Raw genomic sequence first — 12514 nt, 5'->3', positions numbered from 1 at the left:
GGGCGGCGAGCCGTGGCGCACGGCACAGCAATCGGCTAGCCATCCAACCTATAGCGGAGTGCTGCTCGCCGAGAGAACGGCGCTGCTGTCCGGCCGCGACGACGAGTTCGTTGCCGACCTCGTCAAGGGCTGCACCGGCATGCGCTGGGGCGAGATCGTCGGCCCTGAGCCCGAGTTCGTCAGACCGAAGAGCATCCGCGTGGAGGGGCAGCTCTACGAACTGGACACGGGCGAACTGCACCGCTGCCCGCCCAAGGACGACTCCTACCGCGACATCGACACGCCGGACTTCCTCGCCTCACTGCTGGCCGGCCACATCGCCCGGACGAGACCGAAGCCGTGCGAGTGCCACGGACTGGCCTACGTCTTCCCCGGCCATGGAACCGTCAACGGGTCCGTAAGCCGCCCCGGAGCGAAGCTAGTGCCGCATCGGCAACGTTCGCCCTGTTCGCGACGCGTCGCTTGGTTGCTGTGCCTGGCAGCACTGATGTGTTGCGTCGATAGTCACGCACCTGCGGTAGAGCTGGCTACGACCTGCGTGGTCGGAACGCCGAGCTCGTTGCGTGCGGCTGAGATGGCGGCGAGTCGGGCTGCGGAAAGGTACAGGTGAATGGCTTCGCCAACGGGCTGCCGCACAGCCTCGGTAAGTCGCTCGGTGAGGGCATAGACGGCGTCGGCCACCGGTTGACTGCAAAGGATGTGCACCTCGACATGAAGCAGCCAGAGACGGCTGGTCAGGTCTGCGGCCTCGTACGCGGTCACCTCCTCGCCAGCGGAACGCCGCTCCGCAGCTCGTTCGAGTTCTCGTACGAGCACGAAGAACCGGATCAGGACGTCTTTGCGTTCGTCTCGAAGACGGAGAACGGCTGCGTGCTGATCTTGCTGTTCTGACGATCGTGCGCGCCACCGCTCACTGAGCAGGGTGCCGGTGATGCCGATTCCGGCACCGAGCAGTCCGCTGGCGGCCGTGATGATGTTCACCCAGATGCCCATGACCACTCACTGTGGCGTATGGCCGAGAGCCTTGAGCCGTAGTCCGGTAAAGGACGGCCAGAATGATCACGTGGCTGAACGTGTGCAGGTCCGGGAAATTGATGACGACGAGGGCAGGCGGCTGCTGCGGATCATCCGCAGAGGCACCGGTTCGGTGGTCACCTGGCGGCGGGCCCAGATGGTGCTGTTATCCGCGCAAGCCATGCCCGTGGTCAAAATCGCCGAGGTCACGTTCACCAGCCCGGATCGGGTCCGGGACGTGCTCCACAACTTCAACACCGACGGCTTCCAGGCCCTCTACCCCAAGTACAAAGGCGGCCGGCCAAAGACCTTCACCCCTCCAGAGCGCCGGGAGATCAAGAAGATCGCCAAGTCCAGGCCAGCCGAGCACGGTCTGCCGTTCTCGACCTGGAGCCTGGCCAAGCTGGCCGACTTCCTGGTCTCCGAGGGGGTGGTCGACGACATCAGCCACGAGGGCCTTCGGATCCTGCTCCGCGAGGAGGGCGTCTCATTTCAACGCATAAAGACCTGGAAGACCTCCCGCGACCCCGATTACGCGGCCAAGAAGGCACGGGTCGAGCATCTCTACGCGATCGCCGACGGCGAGGTCATACGCGGCACCGTCACTCACGCATGCTGCCCACAGCTCAGAAAGCGCAGGTCGTTCGAGACCATGACCTGAGCGAGGCGTCCGGCGATGACCACGACTCCGGGCCAGGCTGATGCCTGAAGGTACTCAGCGTCGGTGTCGTGGGGTGCCTCCGCGGCGGCAGCGTTGAGCGCGACGCCGAGGGCCCGCATGAGGGTTACCTCTTCCTCCGTTCTCAAGCTGATGCCGAGAAACCGCTCGGGCTCATCGGCGTCACAGAAGTCATCGAAGAGCGTGTGGAAGACGTGGTCGATGTTCTCGAACTCCGAAGGATCGAGCCACACGTCCCGCTGCCACGGTGGATTGGCCAGAGCCAAGACCACAGGCACGACGTGGACACGGTGATTCGCCATGACTTGGGCTTCTGCGCTCACGAGCCCGAGCCTAGCGACCGCACCATCAGAAGGCGCTGGTGTTTTCAGGAGCACCACTTCAGGAGAGGGGTTGGAGCATCATGTTGGTGACCTGCGGGTTCCTTGGCCGGTCCGGAGGGCGCTAACACGTCCTTCAGTCACCCTTGTTGACCGCTGCTGCCCCCTTGCGTCTGGCCCTCGCTCAGCTCGTTGATCTTGTTGGTCCTGGTGCGGGATCCTGAGCCGAACGAACCGGAGGGAGACGTAGCGTGGCTGTCCCGTGGGGACTCCTGATATCCACCGTCGGAGGCATCGCCGCCACCGTGGTGGGTGTCATCGCCGGTGGTGTCGTGGGACGGCGGAGTCAGAACCGTCAGTGGCTCCAGGAGGCACGAACCGCCGCCTACGAGAAGTTTCTCCAGGCCTTCGGCGCCGTGGAAATGGAGCTCCGCGAAGCCTTCGTGGACAGACGCACCCCCAATGTCGTCTGGGCGCCGTTCAACGCTGCTCTGCAGTCGATGTCCCTGGTGGCAAGCCAGGAGGCCATGGCGGCGGCTGAGCAGATCTGCGACGTCATCGAGGAGTTCACGATCCTGTTCCACGGCCGTCAGCCGGCAGACCTTGGGGAACTCCGGCCGATTCACAGCGGCTTGTACGAGGCGCACGTGAAGTTCGTCAACGCGGCCCGACGCTCGCTCGATCCCTCCCAGGAACATCTCGTCCGGGCACTGGGCGGACCGTCGTCGTGGCACGGTGTTGAGTCCGCTTGGGCACCCGGGCGGGCATCCCAGTAGGCCTCGGTCCTCAGGTCTGAGCAGCAGACCGTCAGCACTGAGCCCTCAGCTTGGGAAGCTAGGTTTTCTTGGCGGCGGTTGCTGGGCTGACCTGCTTCGAATTGCAGACGGCGCTGGTGCGTCTTCCGGGTGCTCTCCCCGCTGTTCCCCGTGAGTCCCCGTAGGATCTGGCACGCATCTGGCACGAGGTCACGGCCGCGACCGGGAGTCGGTGAATCTTGTACCTGGCGTGCGTCCATACCCGGACTCGGCGTTCGAACTCTGAGTGTGTAGCTTCACGCCATGCCCTTCGCCTTGGTCATCGCTCTCAGCGTCTTCGGCGCTCTTGGAATGTGTACGGCCAGCTCAGGCGCGGCGAGCGTCATCGCAGTTGCGTGCACCGCAGCTTCCCGGATCAGAAGGTCCGCATTGACGCTTCCCGCTCATGCTGCTCTGGGCGCCGGAGTCCTCTCGGCGCAGTGTTGGCGGCACGGGGCCGCAGGACGCGGCTGAGCCCCGGCGAGTGGCCGGAGTGCGGGCCGTAGTCACGCAGATAGACACACAACAACAGCAGAGGGCCCTCACCGGTATGGTGAGGGCCCTCTGACCTGGTACTTCACTGTCGGGGTGGCGGGATTTGAACCCACGACCTCTTCGTCCCGAACGAAGCGCGCTGCCAAGCTGCGCTACACCCCGATGTCGCTGCTTGTCCTGCTTGTCGCGGCGACGTCGTTTACTTTAGCCCACCGGTGGCCCGAGACGAAATCCGGTTTTGGCGCGGTGGCTGATCGGGTTCGGGCGGACGTGGTCGAGGGCCACGAGGAGGACCGCGAGGGCGTAGCAGGAGAGGCCGAGGAGGAGTGCGTTGGCGAGGGCGTGTTTGTAGCCGTGGGCCTCGACGTCGAAGAAGGGGTAGAGGTAGCGGCCCGGGGTGCCGGCCGGGATCAGCTGGGCCCGGGTGAGGCAGAACGCCAGGTAGACCACGGGGTAGATCATCCAGGTGGCGGCCCGGCGCAGGCGCAGTCGGCCCGGGGGTGTGAGCAGCAGCCAGTCAAGGACGGCGGCTGTCGGTGTCACCGTGTGGACGAGGTGGACGGCGACCAGGTGCCAGCCCGTGGGGGTGGTCGTCGTGCCGGTCACCGAGAAGGGGGCCGCCGCGTCCGCCAGGAACAGGTGGTAGACGAGGCCGGTGATCGTGACGTAGAGCAGTGCGGCGCCCGTCAGGGCTGCGGGGAGGGGTCGGTGGGCCGTCCACGCGCGGCGGGCGGACAGCAGCGCGACCAGGGCCAGCAGGATGTCGCTCTGGATCGCGAAGTGGCTCAGGACCCGCAGAGGGCTGCCGAGCAGGAGGGCGAGCGTCACGCCCGCGGCCGCCGTGCCGGCCAGCAGCAGGCGCAGGACGGCGGCCAGTGGACGGCGCACCGGGGCGACCACCGCCGAGGCGGGGACGGAGGAGAGCAGTAGCGCGTGGGTCCGCGGGATCGCGGGCAGATCCGGGTTGTCCCTGGGTATCGGCGCGGTCATACCCTCAAGCTAGGCAACCGTGACAGAAGGGGCGATATGGGAGGGCCGTTCGGGGGAAGACGGGGGAACCGCCGCCGCCCCCCTCTCGCTCCTCGCCCTACTCCTTCTCGACCAACGTCAGCAAGGTCACCTCGGGCGGGCACGCGAACCGTACCGGCGTGTAGCGGCTCGTTCCGCATCCCGCCGACACGTGCAGGTAGGACGTGTGCCCCTCCGCCGTGTGCGTGGACAGCCCCTTCACGCGGTCCGTGTCCAGGTCGCAGTTGGTGACCAGGGCGCCGTAGAAGGGGATGCAGAGCTGGCCGCCGTGGGTGTGGCCGGCCAGGATCAGGGGATAGGCGTCCGCCGCGTAGGAGTCCAGGACCCGCAGGTACGGCGCGTGCACGACGCCCATCGAGAAGTCGGACGACGTCGACGGGCCGCCGGCCACCTGCGCGTAGCGGTCGCGCTTGATGTGCGGGTCGTCCACGCCCGTCAGCTCGATCGACGCACCCTCGACCTTCAGCACGCCCCGGGTGTTCGTCAGGTTCAGCCAGCCCGCCGCGTCGAAGTTGTCGCGCAGGTCCTCCCACGGGTTGTGGACCACGTTGACGGCGGGTGCGTTGCCGTTCAGGCCGTGGCGTCCCTGGGCTTTCTCGAAGAGGTAGCGGGCGGGGTTGCGCAGCGTGGGGCCGTAGTAGTCGTTTGAGCCGAAGACGTACGCGCCCGGGAACTCCATCAGCGGGCCGAGGGCGTCCAGGACCTCGGGCACGGCCTCCGGGTCGGACAGGTTGTCCCCGGTGTTGATCACGAAGTCGGGGCGCAGGCCGGCCAGGGAACGCAGCCAGCGCTGCTTCTTGCGCTGGCCGCCGACCATGTGGATGTCGGAGACCTGCAACACGCGCAGGGGGCGCATCCCGGCGGGGAGGACGGGGACCGTCACCCGCCGCAGGCGGAAGGAGCGGGCTTCGAAGCCCGCCGCGTACACCAGACCGGCGGCGCCGGCCGCCGCAATGGACAGGGGAACTCCGTATCGCGCGCGCATACGTCCATGGTGTCAGACGCCGTCAGAAGCCTTTGCCCCGCCGCCCCTTAAATCGGCGGGCGTGCGGCCGCCGACACCTGCGACAATCAACCCCATGACCACGCTCAAGTCGAAGCTTCAGGAAGACCTCAACGCCGCCATCAAGGAGCGCGACGAGCTCCGCTCCTCGACGCTCCGGCTCACGCTCACCGCGATCACCAAGGAGGAGGTCGCGGGCAAGGAGAAGCGCGAGCTCTCCGACGACGAGGTCCTCAAGGTGATCACCAAGGAAGCGAAGAAGCGCCGTGAGGCCGCGGACGCCTTCGCGGCGGGTGGTCGGGCCGAGTCGGCCGAGCGGGAGAAGGCGGAGGGTGAGCTGCTCGCCACCTACCTGCCCAAGCAGCTCGGCGAAGAGGAGCTGAACGACATCGTCGCCCAGGCCGTCGCGGAGGCGAGGGCGGCCGGCGCCGAGGGGCCGCGGGCGATGGGCGCCGTCATGAAGATCGTGAACCCGAAGGTGGCCGGCCTGGCCGAGGGCGGCCGCGTCGCCGCGGTCGTCAAGAAGCTGCTCGCGGGATGACAGCCTGACCCGTCCATGTGACGGCCACGCGCCTGCGCGGAGCGTCAGCCTGTGCGGAGCGCCACCGGCCCCGCACGTCGGATGGTCTCTGCACGTCTGGAAGGTCTCTGCACGACGAACGGCCCCGCACGACGAGTGCCCCTGAACGACGAACGGCCCCCGCCTCTCCGTACGAGAAGCAGGGGCCGTTCGCCATGTTCCCTACCAGCGGACCAGCGGACCAGCGGACCAGCGGACCAGCGGACCAGCGGACCAGCGGACCAGCGGACCAGCGGACCAGCGGACCAGCGGACCGGCCTACCGGCGGACCGGCGGGACCGGCCGGTGTCGGGATGGGCCGGTGTCGGACCGGCCTCAGCCGCGTCCGCCGCCGTTTCCGTTTCCGTTGCTCTGGCCCTGGAAGAACGTGCCTCCGTCGTTGCCGCCGGTCGAGTTCCCGCCGTTCGTCGTGCCGTTGGTCAGCAGACCGGTGAGGAAGCCGTCGTTGTTGCCCCCGGTGTCGCCGTTGTTGTCACCGTTGTCGTCGTCGTTCTCGTCACCGCGGTCCTTGTCGGGCGGGTTCGGGATGTTGACGAGGTTGAAGGACGGGGCTTCCTTGCCCTCGAGCGCGCCGGTCATGGCGTCGCGCCAGATCGGGCCGGGGGTGTCACCGCCGTAGACCTGGGAGTGGTAGACGCCACCGATGGTGATGTCGGTCATCTCGACCTTCTGGGTGGCGCTGCCGACCCAGACGGCGCCGGCGAGGTTCGGGGTGTAGCCGACGAACCAGGCGTTCTTGCGGGAGTCCGTCGTACCCGTCTTACCGGCGTTGGCGCGGCCGGACAGACCGGCCTGCTTGCCGGTACCGGAGTCGGTCACACCGCTCAGCAGCGTGTTGATGGTGTCCGCGGTCTTCTCGCTCATCGCGCGCGAGCAGGTCGACTTCGGCACCTCCAGCGACTTCTTCGTGCCGCCCACGGTCTGGGTGATCGACTCGATGGCGATCGGGGTGCAGTACATGCCCCGGCTGGCGAAGGCCGCGTACGCGGTCGCCATCGTCAGGGGGGAGAGGCCGGTGGAGCCGAGGGTCATCGACGAGGGCACCTCGGGGACCTTGTCACCGTTGCCCTGGACCACGCCCAGCTTGTCGGTCATCTTCACCACGGGGCACATGCCGATGTCGGCGAGCATCTGCACGAAGTAGGTGTTGACCGAAAGCTCCATGGCCTTCTTCAGCTGGTACGGGCCCTTCTCGGACTCGCTCTCGTTCTCCAGCTTGTCGTTGCCCTGGTTGGTCCACGGCTTGCTGCTGCACGTCTGGACCGTCTCCGGGTACGGCATCTCGTAGGGCGCCGGGTAGCTCTGGTTCGCCGGGCGGCCCTCCTCCAGCGCGGCCGCGGCCACGAACGGCTTGAAGGTCGAGCCGGTCGGGAAGCCGTAGTTCGAGCCGCCCATGGAGGCGTTGACGGAGTAGTTGTACTCGGTCTCGTTCTTGCCGTAGCCGTACGGCTTCGACTGACCCATGCCGAGGATCTTGCCGGTGCCGGGCTCGACGAGCGTGGCGGCCGCGGCGACCTTGTCCGACTTGTAGACGTGGTCCTTGAGCGAGTCCTGGACGGACTTCTGGGACTGCGGTTCGAGAGTCGTCCTGATCGTCAGGCCGCCCTGGTTCCAGAGCTTCGCCCGCACTTCCTTGGTCTTGCCGAAGACCGGGTCGCTGAGGAACACGCGCTCCACGTACTTGCAGAAGAAGCTGGCGCCCTTCACGGCGGCGATGCAGCCGTTCTTCGGCTGCTTGACCTTCAGGCCCAGCGGCGACTTCTGCGCCTTGGCGGCCTCGGCCTCGGAGATGTCGCCGACCTCGGCCATGCGCTTCAGCACGGTGTTGCGCCGGTTGGTGGCCGTGACGTCGTCCCTGACCGGGTCGTAGACGCTCGGGGACTGGACGATGCCGGCCAGCAGCGCCGCCTGGGGGAGGGTGAGGTCCTTGGCGTGTGTGGAGAAGTAGCGCTGCGAGGCCGCCTCGACGCCGTAGGCCTGCTCGCCGAAGAACGTGATGTTCAGGTAGTTCTCGAGGATCTTCTTCTTGCCGAGCTCCTCCTCCACCTGGATCGCGTACTTCAGCTCCTTGATCTTGCGGCCGATGGTCTGCTCGGTGGCCTGCGCGACCTTCGTCGGGTCGTCGCCCGCCTCCTCCACGAAGACGTTCTTCACGTACTGCTGGGTGAGCGTGGAGGCGCCCTGGGCGACCCCGCTGTTCTGCACGTTCTTGTTGAGCGCGCGCAGCATGCCCTTCAGGTCGACCGCGCCGTGCTCGTAGAAGCGCGAGTCCTCGATCGCGACGATCGCCTTCTGCATGTACGGCGAGATGTTCTTGAGGTCCACCACCGTGCGGTCCCGCGAGTAGACCGTGGCGATCTGGCCGCCTTGGGCGTCGAGGATCGTGGTGCGCTGGCTCAGCGGGGGTGTCTTGAGGTTGGCCGGGAGTTCGTCGAACGACTCCACCGACCCCTTGGCGGCTAGGCCCAGCGCGCCGAACGCGGGCAGGGCGATACCGGCCAGCACGGCTCCCGCGAGCACACTGACACCGAGGAACTTGGCGGCCTGCTGCGTTGGCGACAGACCACCGCCCGAGCGCTTCTTTGGCATGAGGGCAGCCTACGTTCTCATTCGCCGGACACGCGTCAATGCCTTGGCCTAAGCTGCTCTCAACTGTCACAGCAGCAGGGCTACGTATCAATACGTCCGGCGACCCCGAATCGTTCCGGAGGTTCCCCGACTTTTTGGTGGGGGCGTGTCCGAATCAGCCTTGTGTGTCACCCGGCGTCCGTTGTGACTCAACTGAACTATCCCGGTTGCCGGGAAAGTCTCATATGTCGCGGGCTCACTCCCCCGGGTGATCTGCCGCTTACGCATAGTCCGTTCGGGCCATTCAAGATTGGGCCCGAAGGGGGTGTTGCGCTGTGCCCACCTTCCGTAACGTCCTCAACTGGCGGCGGTGAATATGCCGCTGCCGCCGTGGGGGAGCCTCGATTCGGGAGAGGACGGCGCCGGTATGGGCTGGGTAACCGACTGGAGTGCGCAGGCCGCCTGCCGCACTACCGATCCGGATGAACTGTTCGTTCAGGGAGCAGCGCAGAACAGGGCCAAGGCGGTGTGCACCGGATGTCCGGTACGCACCGAATGCCTGGCCGACGCGCTCGACAACCGCGTCGAGTTCGGTGTGTGGGGAGGCATGACCGAGCGCGAGCGCCGCGCACTGTTGCGCAGGCGTCCGACTGTGACCTCCTGGCGCCGCCTGCTGGAGACGGCGCGTTCGGAGTACGAGCGTGGAGCCGGCATCCTGCCGCTCGACGACGACGAGATCTACGAGAACTACGCGGCGGTGGGCTGAGGAGACCCCTCGGCTCAGGCGTCGGCAGTCTCGGGCAGCTCCGGCCGGTTGGCCGCGAGCCGGTTCCCGATGTCCCGCAGGCCCGTGAGGTCGTGCACATCGCCGGGCAGCGCGGCCACTTCGGACACCGCCACCTCGGGGTGCAGCGCGGTGAAGCGGTCACGGGTGCGCTGCTCGCGGGAGAGCAGGTGCATGCGTTCCGCGTGCAGCCTCAGCAGGCCTGCGGTGAGGTCGTCCACGGTCCGGTCCGCGTCCGCGCCGGTGTTCGCGTCGGCGCTCGCTGTCCGGCCCGTGTCGGTGGCCGTGTGCCGGTTCGCGCCGGTGGGGGCGTCGCGCTCCGGATCGGTTGCGGGAGATTCTGAACTGCCGTACGTGTCGGGAGAGTTACGAAGACCAGCTTTCCCGCCGTCCTGATCCACAATGCGGGGCTCTTCAAGATTTTCCGCCGCGCGGGCATGGACGAGGTCGAGGTTCTCCGCAGCGGCGAGCGCCCGCTCGGCGGACAGCTGGGCGGCACCGCTGCCGTGCACGCGGTTCAGCACCAGGCCGGCCAGCGGCATGTCCTCGGCGGCCAGCCGCTCCACGAAGTACGCGGCCTCCCGCAGCGCGTCCCGCTCGGGAGCCGCCACCACCAGGAACGCCGTGCCTGGCGCCTGGAGCAGCTTGTACGTGGCGTCCGCGCGCGTGCGGAAGCCGCCGAACATCGAGTCCATCGCCGCGACGAACGTCTGTACGTCCTTCAGCAGCTGCCCGCCGAGCAGCTTGCCGAGCGCGCCGGTCATCATCGACATCCCGACGTTCAGGAACTTCATTCCCGCGCGGCCGCCGACCTTGGCGGGCGCGAGCAGGACGCGGATCAGCTTGCCGTCCAGGAACGACCCGAGCCGCTTCGGCGCGTCCAGGAAGTCGAGCGCCGAGCGGGACGGCGGTGTGTCGACGACGATCAGGTCCCATTCGTCCTGCGCCCGCAGTTGCCCCAGCTTCTCCATCGCCATGTACTCCTGCGTGCCCGCGAAGCCCGCCGAGAGCGACTGGTAGAACGGGTTGCCCAGGATCGAGGCGGCCCGGTCGCCGTCCGCGTGCGCCTCGACGATCTCGTCGAAGGTGCGCTTCATGTCGAGCATCATGGCGTGCAGTTCGCCGTCCCCCTCGACGCCCTTGACGCGGCGCGGGGTGTTGTCCAGCGAGTCGATGCCCATGGACTGGGCGAGCCGGCGGGCCGGGTCGATGGTGAGGACCACCACCTTGCGGCCCCGCTCGGCCGCCCTGAGCCCCAGCGCCGCCGCCGTGGTCGTCTTGCCGACGCCGCCGGAGCCGCAGCACACCACGATGCGGGTCGCCGGGTCGTCGAGCAGCGGATCGAGGTCCAGCACGGGCGCGGGAGAGAGACGGTGCCGGGTGCTTCCCTGGTCGTGAGCCTGGTCCGGACTCATGCGATCCCCTGTTTCCGCAGTTCGTTGGCGAGCTGGTACAGGCCCGCGAGGTCCAAGCCCTCGGCGAGCAAAGGCAGTTCGTGGAGCGGCAGGTCGAGTTCGCCGAGGACCGCGCGCTGCTCGTGCTCCAGCGCGTACCGCTCGGCGTATTCCGCGGCCTGCTGAAGGAGCGGATCCACCAGCCGCTCGGCGTGCCCCCCGCGCCGCGCCCCGCCGAGCCCGGCGGCGGACAACGACCGGGCAACGGAAGAACGAGTCACGGTCCGTACGAGTTCCAGACCGTCTTCGTCCAGCACCTCTGGCCGCACCATGTTGACGATGACCCGCCCCACCGGCAGCTTCGCCGCCCGCAGCTCGGCGATGCCGTCGGCGGTCTCCTGGACGGGCATCTCCTCGAGCAGCGTCACCAGGTGCACGGCCGTCTCGGACGACTTCAGCACCCGCATAACGGCCTGTGCCTGATTGTGTATCGGGCCGATCCTGGCCAGCCCGGCGACCTCGTCGTTGACGTTCAGGAAGCGGGTGATGCGGCCCGTGGGCGGGGCGTCCATGACGACGTAGTCGTACACGAACCGCCCGTTCTTGTCCTTGCGCCGTACCGCCTCGCACGCCTTGCCGGTGAGGAGGACGTCCCTCAGGCCGGGCGCGATGGTGGTGGCGAAGTCGATGGCGCCGAGCTTCTTCAGTGCCCGTCCGGCGCCTCCCAGTTTGTAGAACATCTGGAGGTAGTCCAGAAGGGCCAGTTCGGGATCGATGGCCAGTGCGTATACCTCACCGCCCCCCGAGGCGACGGCGATCTTCCGTTCCTCATAGGGCAACGCCTGTGTCTCGAAGAGCTGTGCGATGCCCTGCCGGCCCTCCACCTCGACGAGAAGCGTTCGCTTCCCTGCCGTGGCGAGGGCCAGCGCGAGGGCCGCGGCGACCGTCGTCTTGCCGGTCCCGCCCTTACCGCTGACGACCTGGAGCCTGCTCACGTCTTCGAGCGTAACCATTCGGCGCCCGAGGCAATCGGGAGGCTGTGGACAAGGGGGGTTGATATCGGCCACATGGCCTGGGGAACGGGCCCTCGGGCGACAGCGGATACAGTCGGCCCCATGACCAAGTGGGAATACGCAACCGTGCCGCTGCTCGTCCACGCAACGAAGCAGATTCTGGACACCTGGGGCGAGGACGGCTGGGAGCTCGTCCAGGTCGTGCCAGGGCCGAACAACCCGGAGCAGCTCGTCGCCTACCTGAAGCGGGCGAAGGCGTGAGCGCGGTCGAGACGAGGCTCGCCGAGCTGGGGCTGACCCTGCCGGCGGTCGTGCCGCCCCTCGCGGCCTACCAGCCGGCCGTGCAGTCCGGCCCGTACGTGTACACGGCCGGCCAGCTGCCCATGGTGGACGGCAAGCTGCCGATCACCGGCAAGGTCGGCGCCGAGGTCACCCCCGAGGAGGCCAAGGAGCTGGCCCGCACCTGCGCGCTGAACGCCCTGGCCGCCGTCAAGTCGGTCGCGGGCGACCTGGACCGCATCGCGCGCGTGGTGAAGGTCGTCGGCTTTGTGGCGTCGGCCTCGGACTTCACCGGCCAGCCCGCTGTCCTCAACGGCGCGAGCGAACTGCTGGGCGAGGTTCTCGGCGACAAGGGCGTGCACGCGCGCAGCGCGGTGGGCGTCGCGGTGCTCCCGCTGGACGCGCCCGTGGAGGTCGAGATCCAGGTGGAACTCGTCCCGTAGGCGCTTTCCGTCCCGTAGGCGCCTTCGATCCGTGGGCGCCTTGCGGACGCCTCTCCCGGGTGCCGCGCCAGGCATCCCGGAAGCGTCCCCCCGGACACACCGCAGACACCCGTGGACGC

The 12514-nt window shown here is 67.9% G+C and carries 12 protein-coding genes, 1 tRNA gene and 2 pseudogenes; 8 read left to right on the top strand and 7 right to left on the bottom strand.

Features of this window, described 5'->3' with window-relative positions; translation table 11 throughout:
• Window positions 1–58: 58 nt before the first annotated feature.
• From QQM72_RS35880 to QQM72_RS35870, 3 genes and pseudogenes are all read left to right on the top strand, one after another.
• Window positions 59–451, top strand: a pseudogene (locus QQM72_RS35880) (LacI family transcriptional regulator); the annotation flags it as partial.
• A gap of 155 nt (window positions 452–606) precedes the next feature.
• Window positions 607–891: a hypothetical protein gene (locus QQM72_RS35875; protein WP_314224969.1), complete on the top strand. Its 285-nt coding sequence runs from the start codon at window positions 607–609 to the stop codon at window positions 889–891.
• Between the two features lie 172 nt (window positions 892–1063).
• A pseudogene (locus QQM72_RS35870) lies at window positions 1064–1606 on the top strand (helix-turn-helix domain-containing protein); the annotation flags it as partial.
• A 14-nt stretch (window positions 1607–1620) separates the two neighbouring features.
• On the opposite strand, the gene QQM72_RS35865 reads toward QQM72_RS35870, so the two are convergent.
• On the bottom strand, window positions 1621–2016 hold the full coding sequence (locus QQM72_RS35865; protein ID WP_314224968.1) for an SCO4402 family protein: 396 nt from the start codon (window positions 2014–2016) through the stop codon (window positions 1621–1623).
• Window positions 2017–2264: 248 nt separating this feature from the next.
• Between QQM72_RS35865 and QQM72_RS35860 the strand changes: the two genes are divergently transcribed.
• Window positions 2265–2789, top strand: a complete 525-nt coding sequence (locus QQM72_RS35860; protein WP_314224967.1) for a hypothetical protein — start codon at window positions 2265–2267, stop codon at window positions 2787–2789.
• A 601-nt stretch (window positions 2790–3390) separates the two neighbouring features.
• Here QQM72_RS35860 and QQM72_RS35855 read toward each other — a convergent pair.
• From QQM72_RS35855 to QQM72_RS35845, 3 genes are all read right to left on the bottom strand, one after another.
• Window positions 3391–3464: transfer RNA gene (locus QQM72_RS35855), tRNA-Pro, on the bottom strand.
• 42 nt (window positions 3465–3506) lie between these two features.
• Complete coding sequence (locus tag QQM72_RS35850) at window positions 3507–4292, bottom strand: Pr6Pr family membrane protein (RefSeq protein ID WP_314224966.1); 786 nt, start codon at window positions 4290–4292, stop codon at window positions 3507–3509.
• Window positions 4293–4389: 97 nt separating this feature from the next.
• Entirely contained in the window at window positions 4390–5316 is a 927-nt protein-coding gene (locus tag QQM72_RS35845; protein WP_314224965.1) for a metallophosphoesterase, read from the bottom strand.
• A gap of 94 nt (window positions 5317–5410) precedes the next feature.
• Here QQM72_RS35845 and QQM72_RS35840 point away from each other — a divergent pair, with 94 nt between their 5' ends.
• Window positions 5411–5875 carry a GatB/YqeY domain-containing protein gene (locus tag QQM72_RS35840; RefSeq protein ID WP_314224964.1) on the top strand — a complete coding sequence of 155 codons (465 nt, stop codon included), beginning with the start codon at window positions 5411–5413 and terminating at the stop codon, window positions 5873–5875.
• A 354-nt stretch (window positions 5876–6229) separates the two neighbouring features.
• Here the strand turns inward: QQM72_RS35840 and QQM72_RS35835 are convergent, their stop codons facing one another.
• The gene (locus QQM72_RS35835) at window positions 6230–8503 is read right to left on the bottom strand and encodes a transglycosylase domain-containing protein (protein WP_314224963.1); all 2274 of its coding nucleotides are present in this window, start codon (window positions 8501–8503) and stop codon (window positions 6230–6232) included.
• A gap of 406 nt (window positions 8504–8909) precedes the next feature.
• Here QQM72_RS35835 and wblA point away from each other — a divergent pair, with 406 nt between their 5' ends.
• Window positions 8910–9248 (top strand): transcriptional regulator WblA, encoded by a 339-nt coding sequence (gene wblA / locus QQM72_RS35830; RefSeq protein ID WP_020129278.1) that lies wholly within the window; start codon window positions 8910–8912, stop codon window positions 9246–9248.
• A gap of 14 nt (window positions 9249–9262) precedes the next feature.
• On the opposite strand, the gene QQM72_RS35825 is transcribed toward wblA, so the two are convergent.
• Window positions 9263–10681, bottom strand: coding sequence for an ArsA family ATPase (locus QQM72_RS35825; protein ID WP_314224962.1), 1419 nt, complete (start codon window positions 10679–10681; stop codon window positions 9263–9265).
• Window positions 10678–11655, bottom strand: a complete 978-nt coding sequence (locus QQM72_RS35820) for an ArsA-related P-loop ATPase (protein ID WP_314224961.1) — start codon at window positions 11653–11655, stop codon at window positions 10678–10680. The genes QQM72_RS35825 and QQM72_RS35820 overlap by 4 nt, the downstream gene beginning before the upstream one ends.
• 120 nt (window positions 11656–11775) lie before the next feature.
• Between QQM72_RS35820 and QQM72_RS35815 the strand changes: the two genes are divergently transcribed.
• Complete coding sequence (locus QQM72_RS35815; protein ID WP_020129281.1) at window positions 11776–11934, top strand: DUF4177 domain-containing protein; 159 nt, start codon at window positions 11776–11778, stop codon at window positions 11932–11934.
• Entirely contained in the window at window positions 11931–12395 is a 465-nt protein-coding gene (locus tag QQM72_RS35810) for a RidA family protein (RefSeq protein ID WP_020129282.1), read from the top strand. The genes QQM72_RS35815 and QQM72_RS35810 overlap by 4 nt, the downstream gene beginning before the upstream one ends.
• Window positions 12396–12514 lie beyond the last annotated feature (119 nt).

Origin of the sequence: Streptomyces zaehneri (genome assembly GCF_032248645.1) — a bacterium.
Lineage (GTDB): Bacteria > Actinomycetota > Actinomycetes > Streptomycetales > Streptomycetaceae > Streptomyces > Streptomyces coriariae.
The sequence above is the reverse complement of the archived record's forward strand: the minus strand, read 5'-3'. Positions and strand labels throughout refer to the sequence as shown.

What these genes read in the sequence shown, in the direction of transcription:
- wblA (WP_020129278.1), top strand. Translation starts at nt 8,910, where the DNA reads ATGGGCTGGGTAACCGACTGGAGTGCGCAGGCCGCCTGCCGCACTACC.
- QQM72_RS35840 (WP_314224964.1), top strand. Translation starts at nt 5,411, where the DNA reads ATGACCACGCTCAAGTCGAAGCTTCAGGAAGACCTCAACGCCGCCATC.
- QQM72_RS35835 (WP_314224963.1), bottom strand. Translation starts at nt 8,503, where the DNA reads ATGCCAAAGAAGCGCTCGGGCGGTGGTCTGTCGCCAACGCAGCAGGCC.
- QQM72_RS35815 (WP_020129281.1), top strand. Translation starts at nt 11,776, where the DNA reads ATGACCAAGTGGGAATACGCAACCGTGCCGCTGCTCGTCCACGCAACG.
- QQM72_RS35850 (WP_314224966.1), bottom strand. Translation starts at nt 4,292, where the DNA reads ATGACCGCGCCGATACCCAGGGACAACCCGGATCTGCCCGCGATCCCG.
- QQM72_RS35825 (WP_314224962.1), bottom strand. Translation starts at nt 10,681, where the DNA reads ATGAGTCCGGACCAGGCTCACGACCAGGGAAGCACCCGGCACCGTCTC.
- QQM72_RS35845 (WP_314224965.1), bottom strand. Translation starts at nt 5,316, where the DNA reads ATGCGCGCGCGATACGGAGTTCCCCTGTCCATTGCGGCGGCCGGCGCC.